The following is a 14,381-nucleotide window of genomic DNA, read 5'->3' as shown; positions in this document are numbered from 1 at the left end:
GACACCGTCCCATACATATTGCTCTACCTTTTGGTTCAAGCATTTGGTTGTGATTTATGGACGGTATTGATGCTAGTTGCCATAGCGTGAACAACAATACGGTTTGGTTCACGATGCTTTGGTCAGACGCTATTTTAGAGATTATGTTGGCCGGTATCGTAAAGACCACGTTCAAGGAGCGTAAACAGTACCGTGCAATCGACGTTTTTCTCGCGCAAGGAATCCAACATGGAACGCACGGTAAACGTCGTAATAGACGCTACCTCTATTTCTGCCGGTAGTGTTTTCCAATCAATATACTCATCTTGTGTGAGAGCTTTTTCAAGTCCTGACTTTGCATGTTCAAGCATGGCATCCATGCGAATTTGGGCGGCGAGAAGATCGGCTTTTGGAAGATCTTTCCAGTCCCTTAACCAGTCCTTCCTAAAGACAGCAACTGCTGCAGAGGCACAATTCCAAAGTCTCTTGCAATACTCGACGTATGATTCTTTCATGTTGATATGACATATTTCATGGAAGAGAGCGTGTTCGAAGTAACGCTCAGCGGCTGCGACCATGATGTCGCTCTTTGAAGGAAAGAGCTTGTACAAATAGCCAACTGAAACATTCGCATTCCGTGCGACTCCTCGTGCAGAAATTGCAGCAAGCCCCTGTTTTGCTCCAATAGAATAGGCAGCTGCAATGATTCTTTCTTTTTGAGCAGCGCTGTCATCCACCTCTTTGGGTCGGGTTGTATTTTTCTTGCGCGCAGCATGACTCTGCTCACTCATAAAACACAGATCCCTCCGCTTTTATAGCCGCTGTATACGTATGGCGTCCGCAAGAACGGTGTCACCTTCGTGGAGCTCGCCGGCATAATCGCTGTATACGTATGACGTACGCACTTTATAACACCGGCTATTATACCTTGTGAAATTACCCTAACATTTTCGAAGTCGAAGAGACAAGGACTTCTCGCCGGCGAATTTCAGGAGGAATAACGGCGTACAGTAAGCCTTTCACTACGGTTAATCCCTCGAAAATCGCCAATGTAATCGCTCGAAAAACATAGTTGAGTTGGCTCGAAAATAATAAATGAAAATCCTCGAAAATCATCAATGAAGAGTTGAATTTATGCTATCATCAGGCATTACAATAGTTCTTACTTACGCGCGTCTTTCAACTGATTCTAAATAATGCTGTCTTGTATATAATGAAATTCATGCGGCACTTGCTTGACCCTTCTATACGGGATACGAATCGGAGAAGATGTGGCACTCTTTGGAAAATCAGTTTCTGAAAAACTGGCCGATAAGGGCTTTTTAGTTACAAAAGCCATCTTTGAAGCACCTAAATTCTCTGTGGTGCCGTCCATCTATCAAGATGAGATACATCAGCAATGGGCCGTGTCGCTTCCAGGAATGGAACCTGCCATTCACGAGTATGCTGACATATTGGATTGCACGGTCATCGAAAACGAAAGCATCGATGTCAATAAGGATATGAGCCGTAAAGATTTGTTTGAGAGTGTGCTCATGAATCCTGCGGCCGTTTCTCGTGCTAATGCAGGAAAAGATGGCAAGTATTGCACTTCAATGAACGTCATGCTTACCGTTAAAGGAATCGACGGTAAAGGGTTTGTCTTGGGCATTTCTTTGGTTAGGCGAGAAATACTGCGTGCATCGCGTATGTATAAGCTGCTTCGTGAAGGAGCTGACAACGTCTGCGAAGATATACTCGCCATGCGAGATCAAGCGGATAAGGGTAGATCGGGAGGCAAGTAGTGTCACGCAAGAAGATTCCGCCTCTTGATAATGCACTTGAGAGTGTTAAGAATTACATCATGGTCAACCATCTTAAGGAAGGTGACAAGCTTCCTTCTGAGCGGGATATGTGTGAAATGTGGAAAATCTCGCGCTCTGCTTTACGGAGCGCCGTGCGCCATCTCACTACCATGCATGTTTTAGAGAGTCGTCAGGGGTCGGGTACGTATGTGGCTCCGGAACGTCCAATCTCGGTTACAGGAACGGCAGAAACATACGGATTTAGTGACAACGTTAGAAAATCTGGACATATACCTAACTCCATGGTGATTAGTCAAAAAATCTGTTCGGGCAATGCTCACGTTGCTCGAAAACTGAGTATAGATATAAGTTGCAACGTCCTGCAGCTTATGCGTTTGCGCTACGTGGATGACCTCCCCTGTATGATTGAGACTTCCTATGTGAACGAAGCATTATGTCCCGGTATCGAGAGTCATGATTTCTCAAAAGAATCTCTTTTTGATGTTATGAGAAACGAATACGGATTTTCTCTCATACACGGCACGGATGTCCTTTCCATTACTCATCTTGATTCTCAAGAAGCGAATCTTCTTGACATGTATGAGGGAGATGCAGTTTTTTTCCAATCGGGTATTAACTTTGGGAAAGCTAAAGAGCCTCTTGAGTATTACAAGTCCGTCATACGGTCCGACAGGTATACGTTTGTTAGTTTATGCGGTAGGCCAATGAGCCTTGAGAGGACGTTTTGGTGACGCAGGTGAACTTACAACATATCGAGAAGCCCAAATACCTTCAAATACGTGAAGCTATCCGCGACGAAATAGAGGATGGTTTCTATCAGCCTGGGAGTGCCATACCTTCGGAAAATGAACTTGCCGAGCGCTTTGACGTAACACGTTTGACCGTGAGAAACGCTGTCGATGCACTTGTGGTGGGAGGTCTTTTACGACGTGTTCAGGGCAAGGGTGTCTATGTCATGAACGAGCATTTGGGGGAGTCGGATGCAGTAAAGCTTGCAGGATTTCGTGAGAGCGTTCGCGCACGTAGTGCGGTACCTTCAGTTAAGGTTCTTTCAAAAACCGTGAGGCCGGCGGGCGAGTTCTTTGCGCATCTTTTTGGAATAGATTGCAACGCCGATATTCTCACCATCAAGCGCCTGAATTATGCAAACGATGCTCCCCTTATGATAGAAAAAACCTATATTCCCATCCCATTATTTCCCCAGATAGAGAGTGTGGATGTTGGAGTGTTTTCACTGTATGAAGCCTACAGCATGTTTGGTCATCCGGTAGTATCTGCAGTTGAGCATCTGGATATGGCTCGCTTGGGTGTGAGAGATGCACATCTTTTAGGTGTGAGCGAGGGTGCGCCTGTTATTTCATACGAATGCGTGAGCTATGATGAAGACAGCAAGGCTGTTGAATATGTTTCGGCATTCAGAAGGGGAGACCTAGGCGGCTATTCGGTTTCCCACTGATGTTCGGGTATTTTGCCAAGCAGTCAATCCCATATATACCACTGAGCGACAATTTAATACCACTTACCCGTATGGACACATGTATATAATCTTTTTTCATTAAAGTGGTTCGGTATTTTGCTATCTTATACACAAAAGTGGTAATAAAAAGTATGAACTTGTATCTCTATGGTTCTTTGGAAGGTCAAAGCATTTTGGAGGCCATGCGCACGCATCCACAAGGCGCTTTAATTGGTAAGACATTGCGGTTATGAGGAAGAGCAATTGGGATGTTTTGTGGGGAAGGAGAGCAATATGGAAGAAACCGAAAAAGTTGAGATTATGCACTTTGATCAAGAAGGTTATCTTGAAGATGGAAAAGAGCTCTACACCGTAGGTCAGCGCATGAAACAGTTTGCCGACGATGTCTGTAACGAGGGGTTTGATCGGCTGTATCTTTTGGGTGTGGGCGGCACGTGGGATGAGTTTTTGCGTATGCAGTATCTTATGAACAAATATGCGGATGCTGATCATCAAGTTACACTGCTTCATGCGGCCGAGTTTAATGTCATGGGTGATAAAACCATGACCGAGAAGTCCGTTGTTCTCACTTCATCCGAGTCCGGTACCACTCCCGAGGTACTGCAGGCGCTCAAGACCATGAAAAACAAGGGTGTGAGAATATACGCCATGACTCAGGCAGACAGTCCTATCGGACAAGTTGTTGGTGCTGATCGATGTGTGTCCATGAAAAACAATCACGGAAGCGGTGGTTGCGAAAAGGGCTACTATCTAGCTGACTGCTTTGGCCTGCGCATTCTTAACCATGAAGGCTTCTTCCCTGATTACGATGCATTTATCGAGCAAACCAAGAATATATGGGCGGCGTTTCTCGACATTCGCAAAAGATTTGAACCAAAAGCCGAAGAGTTTGCCAAAAAGTATGCTCTTGCGCCGTACACCATGTTTATCGGCTCCGGTGCGCTGTGGGGCGAGACAATCCTCTTCTCTATGTGTATTCTTGAAGAAATGCAGTGGAAGCGTACACGCTATATCACTTCAGCCGATTTCTTTCATGGAACGCTGGAGCTTGTGGAGCCCGGTGTACCCGTGGTTCTCTTCAAAGGCGAAGATGAATGCCGTGCACTGGATGAACGTGTCGAGAAGTTCCTTATGAGTGGTCGTACCGGTGATACCGATATTACCGTTATTGATACCAAAGAATACGCCATTCCCGGTCTTGATGAGAAATTCCGTACGATCGTTTCGTCTTATATTATCTCGCTTCTTACGACTGATCGTTTAGCCAGACACTATGAGATGGTAACCAAGCACAATCTCAAATATCGCCGCTACTACCATCAGTTTGAGTATTAGTGTTCGAGTGGTTCGGATATTGGAAAGGAGGTTGGTATGGGTTCTGATGTGCGATTTCTTCCGGCAGCAATGAATTGCTCCCACAGGTTCTTCTCGCTGGAAGCGTTTTTTGCATCTGCGGCAGATTCGGGGTTTGAAGCCATTGAACTCTGGACCGGACCCATGCACTTCTTTCTTGATTATGCTTCAAATGATACGCCTAAAAAGATTACCCGTCTTGCCAATAGTTTTGGGTTAGACGTATGTGCGCTTTGTCCCGAGCAGAACAATCCCAAACCGGCAAACATTGCTGCCAGAGGAGAAGAATCAATTAAAAGAACCAAGGATTACTTTCTCCGTGCCATTAACGTTGCTTCCGAGCTGGGAGTGGGAATAGTTGTCGTAACTCCGGGCTGGGGCTTTCTGGATGAAGAACGCACGGAAGCCTGGAAGCGCAGCGTTTATATGTTGAATGATTTGTCATCGTATGCTGCTCACAAAGGTATCGTACTTGCCGTGGAGGCGCTTCAGTCGGAAGAATCAAATCTTTGCAACAGGTGTGAGGATCTTCGCAGGTTGATTGATGAGGTTGGAAGCAGCATCCTCAAGGTTCTACTTGATACGGGTGCCATGTGGAGAGCCCATGAAACGATACAGGATTATTTTGATGCCTTTGGAAAAGATGTCGTGCATTGTCACTTCACGGATGCAGGGACCGTATCACATTTGGCGTGGGGAGATGGCGAGAGGAACCTGGAGGCTGATCTTCTCGCTTTGACAAGAAATGACTACAAAGGTCACCTGAGTTTTGAGATTGTTGGTTCGCAATATTACGCCGATCCCGCATCTGCGGACAGAAGATCACTTGCGGCTTATAGAAGGGCACTGGAGGAGATTCATTCATGAACAGGCACTATATCATTGCTTCTCATGCACACTTTGCCAAAGGTCTTTACGAGAGCGTAAAACTTTTGATGGGGGAACGTGCTGACGTGCACGTGCTCAACGCGTTCGTAGACGGACATGATGATGTCGAGAAGGAAGCCCTGGCTCTTGTAGACGCCTTTTCTAATGACACGGATGTGGTGGTGCTGACAGACCTTATGGGAGGAAGCATAAACAATGAGTTCACCAAACTTATGCTTTCTCGTAAGAACGTATATGTGGTCACAAATATAAATCTTCCGCTGGTGCTTACGCTCTTTCTCTCTGATGAGACTGAGAATACGGTAGACCTTTTGAGACAGCTTGTTGCGAATACTGAAGTACATCCAAAACTTGTGAATGATGTATCTACGCTTGAAGAAGATGAAACCTTCTAGCTTTTAGGGAATCTAGCTTTCAGGAAAAGAGGCTGACCATGATTTTACTTACGAGGGTTGATCATCGTTTACTGCACGGACAGGTTGCCGTCTCTTGGGTTCAGGGCCTGCAGGCCAACTGCATTTTTTGTGTAGGGGATCATGTAGCGAATGATCCCGTTTGGAAGATGACACTCAAGATGGGTAAGCCAGCCGATTGCAAGCTGGTCATTAAAGATATGGCTCATGCTGTTGAAGCTATCAACTCGGGCGTGACGGACAAGTACCGCATGCTTATCTGTGTGCAGACCATTGCAGAAGCCAAGCAGCTTATCGATGGTTGTCCGCAAATCAAGAGTTTAAACCTAGGCAATACCAAAGGAAGTCCGACTACGCGCGAGGTTGCTCGCCAGGTCTTCCTTGAACCTGAAGAGGAGGAGATCATTCACGAGTTGCTTGATAAGGGAGTGGAGGTGGAAATACGGCCCCTTGCTGACGATCCCAAGGTCAAGATTGAAGATGTCCTTGGTAGATAGTCTCGCGTGATCCTGCACGACCAATGTAGTGTTTGAGACAGTTTGATTGGAGGAAAGATGCTCGTACAGACACTGCTGATATCGCTCGTTACAGCGTTTGCGATGTTTGATTATCAGCTTGGTACGCTCTATGCGTTCAGACCCATTGTTACGTGTCCCTTAATCGGTCTTATTCTGGGAGACTTGCCGACGGGACTGGCTATTGGCGCCAGCCTTGAACTTCTTTTTATGGGAAATATTTCCATCGGTGCATATTTGCCGCCCGACGAAAAGGTAGGCAGTATTCTTGCCTGCGCCTTTGCTATTACGCTGGGAAAAGGTACTGAAGCGGCGCTTGCTCTGGCAATGCCTATCGCTACGCTTTCGCTTGCTATCAGCAACGTTATCAACGGCGTTATGCCAATTATTGTTGACAAGGCCGACGTATGCGCTTCTAGGGGTGATCTTAAAAGTATTTACGTGGCGCACTGGGCAATTGGCCTTATCGGTCTTGTGAAGAACGTTCTTCTCGTCGGCTTTGCGTATTATCTGGGTGCCGGCGCTGTACAGAACCTTCTTGACTGGATTCCGGCGTTCATTATGGACGGTTTTGGTATTGCCGCCAATATTCTTCCTGCCATGGGCTTTGCTATGCTCGGCAGGCTTGTTCTCAAGCGCGAGATTCTGCCCTTCTTCTTCCTAGGCTTCCTGCTTGCTTCGTATATGAACGTTCCTTCGCTAGGCGTTGCTCTTATCGCCATCATTATCGGTATCGAGAAGTTCGGCCTGTTGAACTTTGGTGCCAACTCCGGTAGTCCCCAGCTTGAAACGGAAGGAGATGACGACGATGACTTCTAATAAGACCAGAACTACTACGGCTCAAACTGACGTATCTGCGAATAATAATCAGTATAAGATCACCAAGAGCGATCTTATCAAGTCTTCGCTCAATACAGGCGCCTTGGGCATGGAGTTTTCCTGGACGTACTATAAGCAGATGAACCTCGCGTTTTGTCTTATGGTTGCCGGCATGCTCAAGAAGATTTATCACGATCGTCCTGATGACTATGCGGCGGCTCTTCGCCGTCACGCGGCATTCTTCAATATCACGGTGCAGTTTGCTCCGTTTGTTGGCGGCATTGCAATGGCTATGGAGGAGCGTGTCTCACGCGGTGAGATTGAACCTGATTCGGTCAATGACGTTAAGGCCGCTCTCATGGGTCCGCTTTCCGGCATTGGTGACGCTATCTTCCTTACTACCATTCGCGTTGTCGCCGCAGCCGTAGGTATTTCACTTTGTCAAGCGGGCAATGCGGCCGGACCTATTGTCTTTTTGCTCATCTACAACATTCCCGCGTTCTGGCTTCGCGTTTGGGGTGTTCAAAAAGGCTATTCAATGGGAGTGGGCTTTCTTGAGAAGGCATCCGAAAGCGGATTGATGCAGAAAGTCATAGCTGCCATTGGCATCGTGGGTGCGATGGTTATTGGTGGTATGACAAAAGATATGTTCTGGGCAACTATTCCCGTGCAGATTGGTCAGGCCGTTGAGGGTCAGGATCCAACCACCATTCAAACCGTACTTGACAGCATCATGCCCGGTATCGTTGGTATGAGTGCATTTTGGATCTATTACCGGCTTCTTGCCAAGAAGATCAATCCCATGTGGCTTATTTTAGGTACCATGGTTTTAGGAGTCATTGGAGCGTACTTTGGCTTCTTGGCTTAGAGCGTAAATTGTACTTTGGACTTGTTTGTACTCTTTAGGTAAATGGGCAGCAGCAGGGTAGCCTTGCTGCTGCTTTTATGCTAATAACGTTTCAGAAATCCATGTGGCAATGTTGTACAGCAGTTTGGGCTCCTCCATCTTGATAATTGTAGCAAGTATCATCATATTGTTATAAGTAAGACTTCCTGAGAATATGGTTGAGCCCTTTAGAACTGAGAACGAAGTAGCCAATTTTTCCGATTATCTTGCAGTGAGGATGATCGAAGATGCGCGGTGGTATTTGGACTTTACGCGATGATCTGTATCCGAGTAAAGCGTTTCCGGCTTTATTGTACAAAACGATGAGATTCTCCGGCAATGATACTAGGGCTTAACAGGCAGTAATAGAGTCAGAAGATTTACTTGTGCTTATCGTCAGAGGCGCTGCTCATTTTGTATAGAAATCGGCTGTAGTACAATCAATCGTGGTAGACAAAGTATACGTTTGAAGCGATATATTGGTGCATGATGATGCAGAAGGCGGTCATGCTATGAATGCAAGAAACGATCTTGAGCAGTATCTAAGACCTAGAAAGTTCCGTTTTATGGTGGGCGTGGCCGGCTGTATCGTTGCGGTTGTTCTTGGCCTTCTCGGTGGTCTTGTCAATGCTGGGATCATCGGCGCAACAAGTAAGGCTGATGCCGTGCCCTTTGGCACTATGAGCGATGCACAGGAGGGAAAATACGCCTATGTTGATGTAGTGGGTCTTGATGAATGGTCAGCGCGCTCTGACGACAAGTACATGTATGTATGTGTGGATAAGGATGGCCAACTGTCAATCCTCTGTATGAAACCCTCCGACGAAAGTAAATTCAGCAGTCAGAAAGAGTACTGGGCACAGTACACCAAAGATGGAGAAGGCGTTACGGCTCCGTCGCCGATACGGGTGTATGGTACCGTAACCAAGATGCCAAGCAATTTAATCAGTGTTCTTTCTAGTACGTATGGTATAAGCTCCACCACGCTGACTAACAAGGTAGGCATGTTCTACCTTAACACGATGGTTACTGCGAAGGATTCCCTATCATCTCCGCTCTTTGCGGCTGCAATTGCTTCTGCCATTGTGGGGATTATCATGCTTGCAAGCCACTTCAGACACGTAAAAACGATTCGTACGTGCTTGGATCGTCTTGATGCGGAAGGACTCACCCAGAAAGCGTGGGATGAATTGCAAGTATGCCTGAAGGATTCAGCTATGGTTCCGGGATTGCCGGGAATGTCACTGTCCGAGAATTTTATTATTTCCAAACAGGACGGGGCGATTATGGCCTATACGGATATTCTCTGGATTTACCGGCATGTTGTGCGGAAAAACTTTGTAGCGATCAGTCGTAGTTTGATATGCCGACTGACTGGTTCCCAAACGGTCGGCCTTGGGCTTAAGACTAGAAAGAAGAGTTCTGAAGAAGCTACTCAACTGATTTCTGCTGCCGTTAGTGCCAAAAATCCAACGGTTTTGGTTGGGTTTACTCCTGAGAATTCTCAACGTTATGAAGAGATGGTTCGACGGGCATAGTATATGTTCTATAAAATGTATATGGGTTGAACAGCCATTACTAAGTGTGTGTTCGGAGGAGTTATGTTTCATTTTGATCATAAGCTCCAGCAGGAAAAAGTTGATACGTCATCTGGTGGCAGCCCTTCATCTGACGGTAGTGCTCCGCTCGATGGCAATACGTCACCTGACAACGAGCGAAATTCAGTTAGTGCTCACAAGGTGCCGGATGTTACCGACAAAACGGTGGATATCAATTCCCGCATAGAGGTGATAACTTCAACTGAGGATGAAGAGGATGCCGAAGCTCGTGAAGCTTATGAAAGCCTTATGCGTCATCGTAAGATCCGCCTTAGGAAGAAATTCATAAAAGTGGGCATTGCGCTGGGCGTTGTTGTACTTATCGGTATTGCGTTTGTCGTGCGTTTATTCCAAAGCGACAAACAGGTTGAAGCTCCTGTCGCAAGCACCGCTTTCATTACGCGCGGGGAATTCAGCGATTCCGTATCGGCTTCAGGATCCATCAAGCCCATCTCTTCAACAGTGGTGACTCCTGAAGTCGATGGCATCATACAGGATGTTCAAGTTACGGAGGGATCTGTTGTTAAAAAGGGCGATAAGCTCTTTACCATTAAAAACGACGAGCTTGATAAAGCTGTGCGTAAAGCCGCGCAGCAAGTGAAAGCGGCAGAAAATGAAGTAAGTAAAGCAAAAGCCGCTTTGGCGGCTGCCCGTAGTGGAGCTGCGGGTGTTGGTGAAGACGATCAGGAAAACGGCGGTGCCAATGCCTCTTCGGTTGAGGCATCAGTTGAAACAGCGCAGGCAAACCTTGAAAGTGCGCAAATCGCTCTTGAAGAGGCTCGCTCAGCTCACAACGACGCGGTTGCCCAAGCGGACAAACGCACGGTAACGGCTCCTTGCGATGGTACGGTCATTGTTATGAATGCGGTAAACGGTGCATCGGTTGGATCTTCCGGAGGCGCCGGGGCAGGTTCGAATTCTGGATCAGGTACGTCAGGATCTTTGGTTACTATCGCTGATCTCTCAAAAATGAAGGTAAATGTTCAGATAAATGAAGTGGATATTTCCCGTATTGCCGTCGATCAAAAAGCGCAGGTAACGTTTGCGGCTCTTCGGGAACTTAGCTGTGAGGCAACCGTGACGCACGTCTCTACCGTATCGTCTTCAGGCGGGGATACCTCAGGGATGAGCTATGACGGTAGGGGACGCGCCATTGTTACGTATGATGTTGAACTTCTGATAGAAAACCCCGATGCCTCCATAAAGCCCGGTATGACCGCCAATGCAGACATTATGATCCAGCATATGGAAAACGTGCTCACGGTACCTCTCTTTGCACTGGCAGAGGACGAGACGGGAACCTATGTGAACGTCGTCACTTCTCGTGATGACAAGAACAATCCTCAGGTTAAACGAGTGCCCGTTACGGTTAAGGCAAAGAGTTCGACTACCGCCGTCATTGAGGGCGAAGGCATCAATGACGGTACCGAGGTACTTCTCGCCGGTGGAACAGGAAATCCCGATGTAGGTATTTTGGACAATCCCGATGGCGGCGAAAAAGACGGCTCAAGCGGTGGCACAAGTGGTACCTCAAGTGGCTCAAGCAGCGACTCTTCGAGCGATAAAGACGTGGCAGGCGGCGGTAGATAAAATGCCAAAGGTAATCGAGGCACATAAGCTGCACCGCATATATGAGACAGCTGCAGGACTTACTCATGCGTTGCGTGGCGTATCTTTGAGCGTCGAGAAGGGCGAGTTTCTCTGCATTATGGGCCCTTCAGGATCGGGCAAATCAACCCTTATGAATATCCTTGGTTGTCTTGATACGCCTACCTCGGGTTCTTATAAGCTTGAAGGTCTTGAGGTTGCCAATCTTTCCGATGATGATCTTGCTGAGATTCGCGCAACGCGTCTTGGCTTTGTATTCCAGTCGTTTAATCTTCTGCCCCGAACTACCGTGTTGCGCAATGTTGTTCTTCCGCTCATCTACTCCGATATACCTGTTGCAGAAAGGGAACTGCGTGCCTGGAAGGCGCTGCGATCGGTGGGCTTACCTGAGGATTACTATGACCATAAATCCAATGAACTTTCCGGCGGTCAGATTCAACGTGTGGCCATTGCGCGTGCCTTGGTTAACGATCCTGCAGTGATTCTTGCCGATGAACCCACGGGCAATCTTGATTCCGCAACGGGCGAAATGGTGCTCAAAACGTTTCGAGCCATGCAGGATCGCGGCAAGACCATCGTACTCATTACCCATGATCCCGAAATTGCCACATGGGCTGATCGCGTTGTGCATATCCGCGACGGACGCTTGCTTACGGCTGAGCAGGAACGAGAATATGTATTGCATCATGGTGTGCAGAGGATGGCAGGAGGTGCATCTCTATGAGGCTTCGCGACCTGCTTCATGAAACCCTCTCTGCTTTCAATGCCAATCGTGCGCGCAGTCTATTGACCGTGCTTGGAATTGTAATTGGAATCAGTGCGGTCATTGCCATGACGGCTCTTATCGATGGCATTAAATACTCCCTGGTGGGCTCACTGGGTCTCAATCAATCTCGAATGGTGAGCATATATGCGTGGCCTGATCGAGGGGTGACGCAGCAGGATTTAGATCAGCTGGCAATGAGTGTTCCCGGCTATGAATTTGTTACCGGTATTGACTCCAGTGCCGGCCGCATTGATTCTATCGAGAAGCAGTTTGACACACAGATTATCGGCTGTCAGCCTGAGTACTTCACTGCAATGGGATTCAAGGCTTCGGCCGGCTCGCTCTTCTCGCAATCGGATGTGGACAATGTGGCAAAAAACGTTGTTCTTGATCGAGTGGCTGCCGAGAAGCTCTACGGAAATGAGAAAGATGCCATTGGTAAGACAGTCCGTATCGATGACAATACTTATACCGTAATCGGCGTATGCGACAGTGGTCAAAGGATGGGAGGAGGAAGTGATACTCTTCTGTGCTATCTGCCGTATTCAACGTTTACAACACGCGTTTCGGGTACCAAAACAATCAGTCAGATTTTTGGATATGCACGCGAAAATGTTGACATGAAGTCTCTGGCGGATCAAACAAAGGCCTGGTTGTTTGATTGGTTTGCCATTCCTGAAGGGGAAGACGATCGTGTGTACGTCATGACATTGTCCTCCATCATTGACCAGCTCAACTCCACAATGGCTTCATTTCAGATACTTGTAACAGCCATCGCCAGTATTTCGCTTTTGGTTGGCGGTATTGGCATCATGAATATGATGCTTACCAATGTGACGGAGCGAATTCGTGAGATTGGCCTGCGTAAGGCGCTTGGCGCGCGTGCCGCCGATATTACAAAGCAGTTCTTATGTGAATCGATACTACTCTGCATCTCGGGTGGTGTTATTGGAGTTGCCCTCGGCTACGCCGGAGCGTTGGCTTTGGCGGGATCAGCTTCAGCCCTCATGCATTTGGAGACTGCGATTACCCCTATTATTACCCCATCAATCGTAGCTTTGACCTCAGGAATCTGTATTGGAATCGGGCTTGTATTTGGCTGGTGGCCCGCACGACGGGCGGCAAAGCTCAATCCGGTAGAATCGCTCCGCTACCAATAGAGATCCTATAGCAGCTGAACTCCAGCCTCTTGGCATGCTTGGACGGTATCACTATCCCAAATGGATGCCTGTACTTCTCCTACATGCGCCTTGCCTAAAAGCAGCATACAAAGACGGCTTTGACCGATACCACCGCCAATGGTATGTGGTAGCTTGCCTTCAAGGAGCATCTTGTGGAATGGCAGCTCTCGGCGGTTATCGCAACCGGAGACAGATAGCTGTCGATCAAGTGTCGCGGGATTTACGCGAATGCCCATACTGCTGATTTCAAGAGCGCAACCGAGGACCTCGTCCCAGAAGAGAAGGTCTCCATTGAGATTCCAGTCGTCATAGTCAGGGGAGCGTTTGTCATGAGGCTTGCCTGAACGCAGGGTTTCTCCGATGCCGATGATGAAGGTGGTATGGTGCTTAGCCACAAAGCGGTTTTCACGTTCGGTGGGTGTAAGTTCTGGGTAGAGGTCCTCCAACTCTTGCGTGGTTATAAAGGCAACGGTTCGGTCAAGTTCCGTTTCCAGCTGGGGATAATGCCATTTCAGCTCGTCAAGCGTTCCGCAGATGGCGGTGACGATACGGCTGACGGTATCTTGAAGATAGGCAGAAGAGCGGTCCTTCTCGTCAATGACCTTTTCCCAGTCCCACTGATCAACATAAATGGAGTGCAAGTTATCGAGCTCTTCGTCACGACGGATGGCGTTCATGTCACATACGAGGCCTTTTCCCACATTAAAGTCGTAGCGGTGGAGTGCATAGCGTTTCCACTTTGCAAGCGACTGCACGACTTCGGCATTTTTGCCTACAGCCGGCGTGTCAAAATGCACAGGTCGTTCAATGCCGCTAAGGTTGTCGTTCATACCGGTAGTCGGGTCTACCACGAGGGGAGCCGTGACACGTACAAGGTGGAGCGCGGCGCAAAGTTTTGCAAGAAAGATGTACTTGATACGCTCTATGGCACGTTGGGTGTCGTAAAGCGACAGCTGTGATTCGTAGCCTTTTGGAATGATAGTCATACCTCTCCTCGTCAAAGGTACGTTGGCAGTCCTCTGCAGATTCTGAGGACTGTTCGTTTAAAAGGGGATAATAGCATACCTGCCGTGGGTTTCTGGTACACTGCAAA

15 protein-coding genes are annotated in these 14,381 nt (G+C 47.8%); 13 read left to right on the top strand and 2 right to left on the bottom strand.

The window, feature by feature from the left end:
- Positions 1-134: 134 nt before the first annotated feature.
- On the bottom strand, positions 135-770 hold the full coding sequence (locus tag QM016_RS03545; RefSeq protein WP_282710198.1) for a TetR/AcrR family transcriptional regulator: 636 nt from the start codon (positions 768-770) through the stop codon (positions 135-137).
- 480 nt (positions 771-1,250) lie between these two features.
- Here QM016_RS03545 and QM016_RS03540 point away from each other — a divergent pair, with 480 nt between their 5' ends.
- From QM016_RS03540 to QM016_RS03480, 13 genes are all read left to right on the top strand, one after another.
- The gene (locus QM016_RS03540) at positions 1,251-1,763 is read left to right on the top strand and encodes a hypothetical protein (RefSeq protein WP_282710197.1); all 513 of its coding nucleotides are present in this window, start codon (positions 1,251-1,253) and stop codon (positions 1,761-1,763) included.
- Positions 1,763-2,515: a GntR family transcriptional regulator gene (locus QM016_RS03535; protein WP_282710196.1), complete on the top strand. Its 753-nt coding sequence runs from the start codon at positions 1,763-1,765 to the stop codon at positions 2,513-2,515. Before QM016_RS03540 ends, QM016_RS03535 begins: the two co-directional genes overlap by 1 nt.
- Before the next feature lie 5 nt (positions 2,516-2,520).
- Positions 2,521-3,240, top strand: coding sequence for a GntR family transcriptional regulator (locus QM016_RS03530; protein ID WP_282710195.1), 720 nt, complete (start codon positions 2,521-2,523; stop codon positions 3,238-3,240).
- A 294-nt stretch (positions 3,241-3,534) separates the two neighbouring features.
- Positions 3,535-4,596, top strand: coding sequence for an SIS domain-containing protein (locus tag QM016_RS03525; RefSeq protein WP_282710194.1), 1,062 nt, complete (start codon positions 3,535-3,537; stop codon positions 4,594-4,596).
- A gap of 36 nt (positions 4,597-4,632) precedes the next feature.
- Complete coding sequence (locus tag QM016_RS03520) at positions 4,633-5,481, top strand: sugar phosphate isomerase/epimerase family protein (RefSeq protein WP_282710193.1); 849 nt, start codon at positions 4,633-4,635, stop codon at positions 5,479-5,481.
- Positions 5,478-5,897, top strand: coding sequence for a PTS sugar transporter subunit IIA (locus tag QM016_RS03515; protein WP_282710192.1), 420 nt, complete (start codon positions 5,478-5,480; stop codon positions 5,895-5,897). Before QM016_RS03520 ends, QM016_RS03515 begins: the two co-directional genes overlap by 4 nt.
- A gap of 38 nt (positions 5,898-5,935) precedes the next feature.
- Complete coding sequence (locus QM016_RS03510; RefSeq protein WP_282710191.1) at positions 5,936-6,412, top strand: PTS sugar transporter subunit IIB; 477 nt, start codon at positions 5,936-5,938, stop codon at positions 6,410-6,412.
- Between the two features lie 57 nt (positions 6,413-6,469).
- The gene (locus QM016_RS03505; protein WP_282710190.1) at positions 6,470-7,249 is read left to right on the top strand and encodes a PTS sugar transporter subunit IIC; all 780 of its coding nucleotides are present in this window, start codon (positions 6,470-6,472) and stop codon (positions 7,247-7,249) included.
- A complete protein-coding gene (locus tag QM016_RS03500; RefSeq protein ID WP_282710189.1) occupies positions 7,239-8,117 on the top strand; it encodes a PTS system mannose/fructose/sorbose family transporter subunit IID in 879 nt (292 codons plus the stop codon). Before QM016_RS03505 ends, QM016_RS03500 begins: the two co-directional genes overlap by 11 nt.
- Before the next feature lie 530 nt (positions 8,118-8,647).
- Complete coding sequence (locus QM016_RS03495; RefSeq protein ID WP_282710188.1) at positions 8,648-9,673, top strand: DUF6709 family protein; 1,026 nt, start codon at positions 8,648-8,650, stop codon at positions 9,671-9,673.
- Positions 9,674-9,736: 63 nt separating this feature from the next.
- On the top strand, positions 9,737-11,323 hold the full coding sequence (locus QM016_RS03490; protein WP_282710187.1) for an efflux RND transporter periplasmic adaptor subunit: 1,587 nt from the start codon (positions 9,737-9,739) through the stop codon (positions 11,321-11,323).
- A 1-nt stretch (position 11,324) separates the two neighbouring features.
- Complete coding sequence (locus QM016_RS03485; protein WP_273061784.1) at positions 11,325-12,065, top strand: ABC transporter ATP-binding protein; 741 nt, start codon at positions 11,325-11,327, stop codon at positions 12,063-12,065.
- Entirely contained in the window at positions 12,062-13,267 is a 1,206-nt protein-coding gene (locus QM016_RS03480; RefSeq protein WP_282710186.1) for an ABC transporter permease, read from the top strand. Before QM016_RS03485 ends, QM016_RS03480 begins: the two co-directional genes overlap by 4 nt.
- Before the next feature lie 5 nt (positions 13,268-13,272).
- Here the strand turns inward: QM016_RS03480 and asnA are convergent, their stop codons facing one another.
- Positions 13,273-14,274 carry an aspartate--ammonia ligase gene (gene asnA / locus QM016_RS03475; RefSeq protein WP_282710185.1) on the bottom strand — a complete coding sequence of 334 codons (1,002 nt, stop codon included), beginning with the start codon at positions 14,272-14,274 and terminating at the stop codon, positions 13,273-13,275.
- Positions 14,275-14,381: the final 107 nt, after the last annotated feature.

Source organism: Lancefieldella sp. Marseille-Q7238, assembly GCF_949152215.1.
GTDB lineage: Bacteria > Actinomycetota > Coriobacteriia > Coriobacteriales > Atopobiaceae > Lancefieldella.
Note: the sequence above shows the minus strand (reverse complement) of the source record. Positions and strands in the feature narration are given on the sequence as shown.

Bases quoted from the DNA above. Each gene is read 5' to 3' on its own strand.
- QM016_RS03520 (WP_282710193.1), top strand. From the start codon at position 4,633: ATGGGTTCTGATGTGCGATTTCTTCCGGCAGCAATGAATTGCTCCCAC.
- QM016_RS03525 (WP_282710194.1), top strand. From the start codon at position 3,535: ATGGAAGAAACCGAAAAAGTTGAGATTATGCACTTTGATCAAGAAGGT.
- QM016_RS03485 (WP_273061784.1), top strand. From the start codon at position 11,325: ATGCCAAAGGTAATCGAGGCACATAAGCTGCACCGCATATATGAGACA.
- QM016_RS03480 (WP_282710186.1), top strand. From the start codon at position 12,062: ATGAGGCTTCGCGACCTGCTTCATGAAACCCTCTCTGCTTTCAATGCC.
- asnA (WP_282710185.1), bottom strand. From the start codon at position 14,274: ATGACTATCATTCCAAAAGGCTACGAATCACAGCTGTCGCTTTACGAC.
- QM016_RS03505 (WP_282710190.1), top strand. From the start codon at position 6,470: ATGCTCGTACAGACACTGCTGATATCGCTCGTTACAGCGTTTGCGATG.
- QM016_RS03510 (WP_282710191.1), top strand. From the start codon at position 5,936: ATGATTTTACTTACGAGGGTTGATCATCGTTTACTGCACGGACAGGTT.
- QM016_RS03515 (WP_282710192.1), top strand. From the start codon at position 5,478: ATGAACAGGCACTATATCATTGCTTCTCATGCACACTTTGCCAAAGGT.
- QM016_RS03500 (WP_282710189.1), top strand. From the start codon at position 7,239: ATGACTTCTAATAAGACCAGAACTACTACGGCTCAAACTGACGTATCT.
- QM016_RS03490 (WP_282710187.1), top strand. From the start codon at position 9,737: ATGTTTCATTTTGATCATAAGCTCCAGCAGGAAAAAGTTGATACGTCA.
- QM016_RS03495 (WP_282710188.1), top strand. From the start codon at position 8,648: ATGAATGCAAGAAACGATCTTGAGCAGTATCTAAGACCTAGAAAGTTC.
- QM016_RS03545 (WP_282710198.1), bottom strand. From the start codon at position 770: ATGAGTGAGCAGAGTCATGCTGCGCGCAAGAAAAATACAACCCGACCC.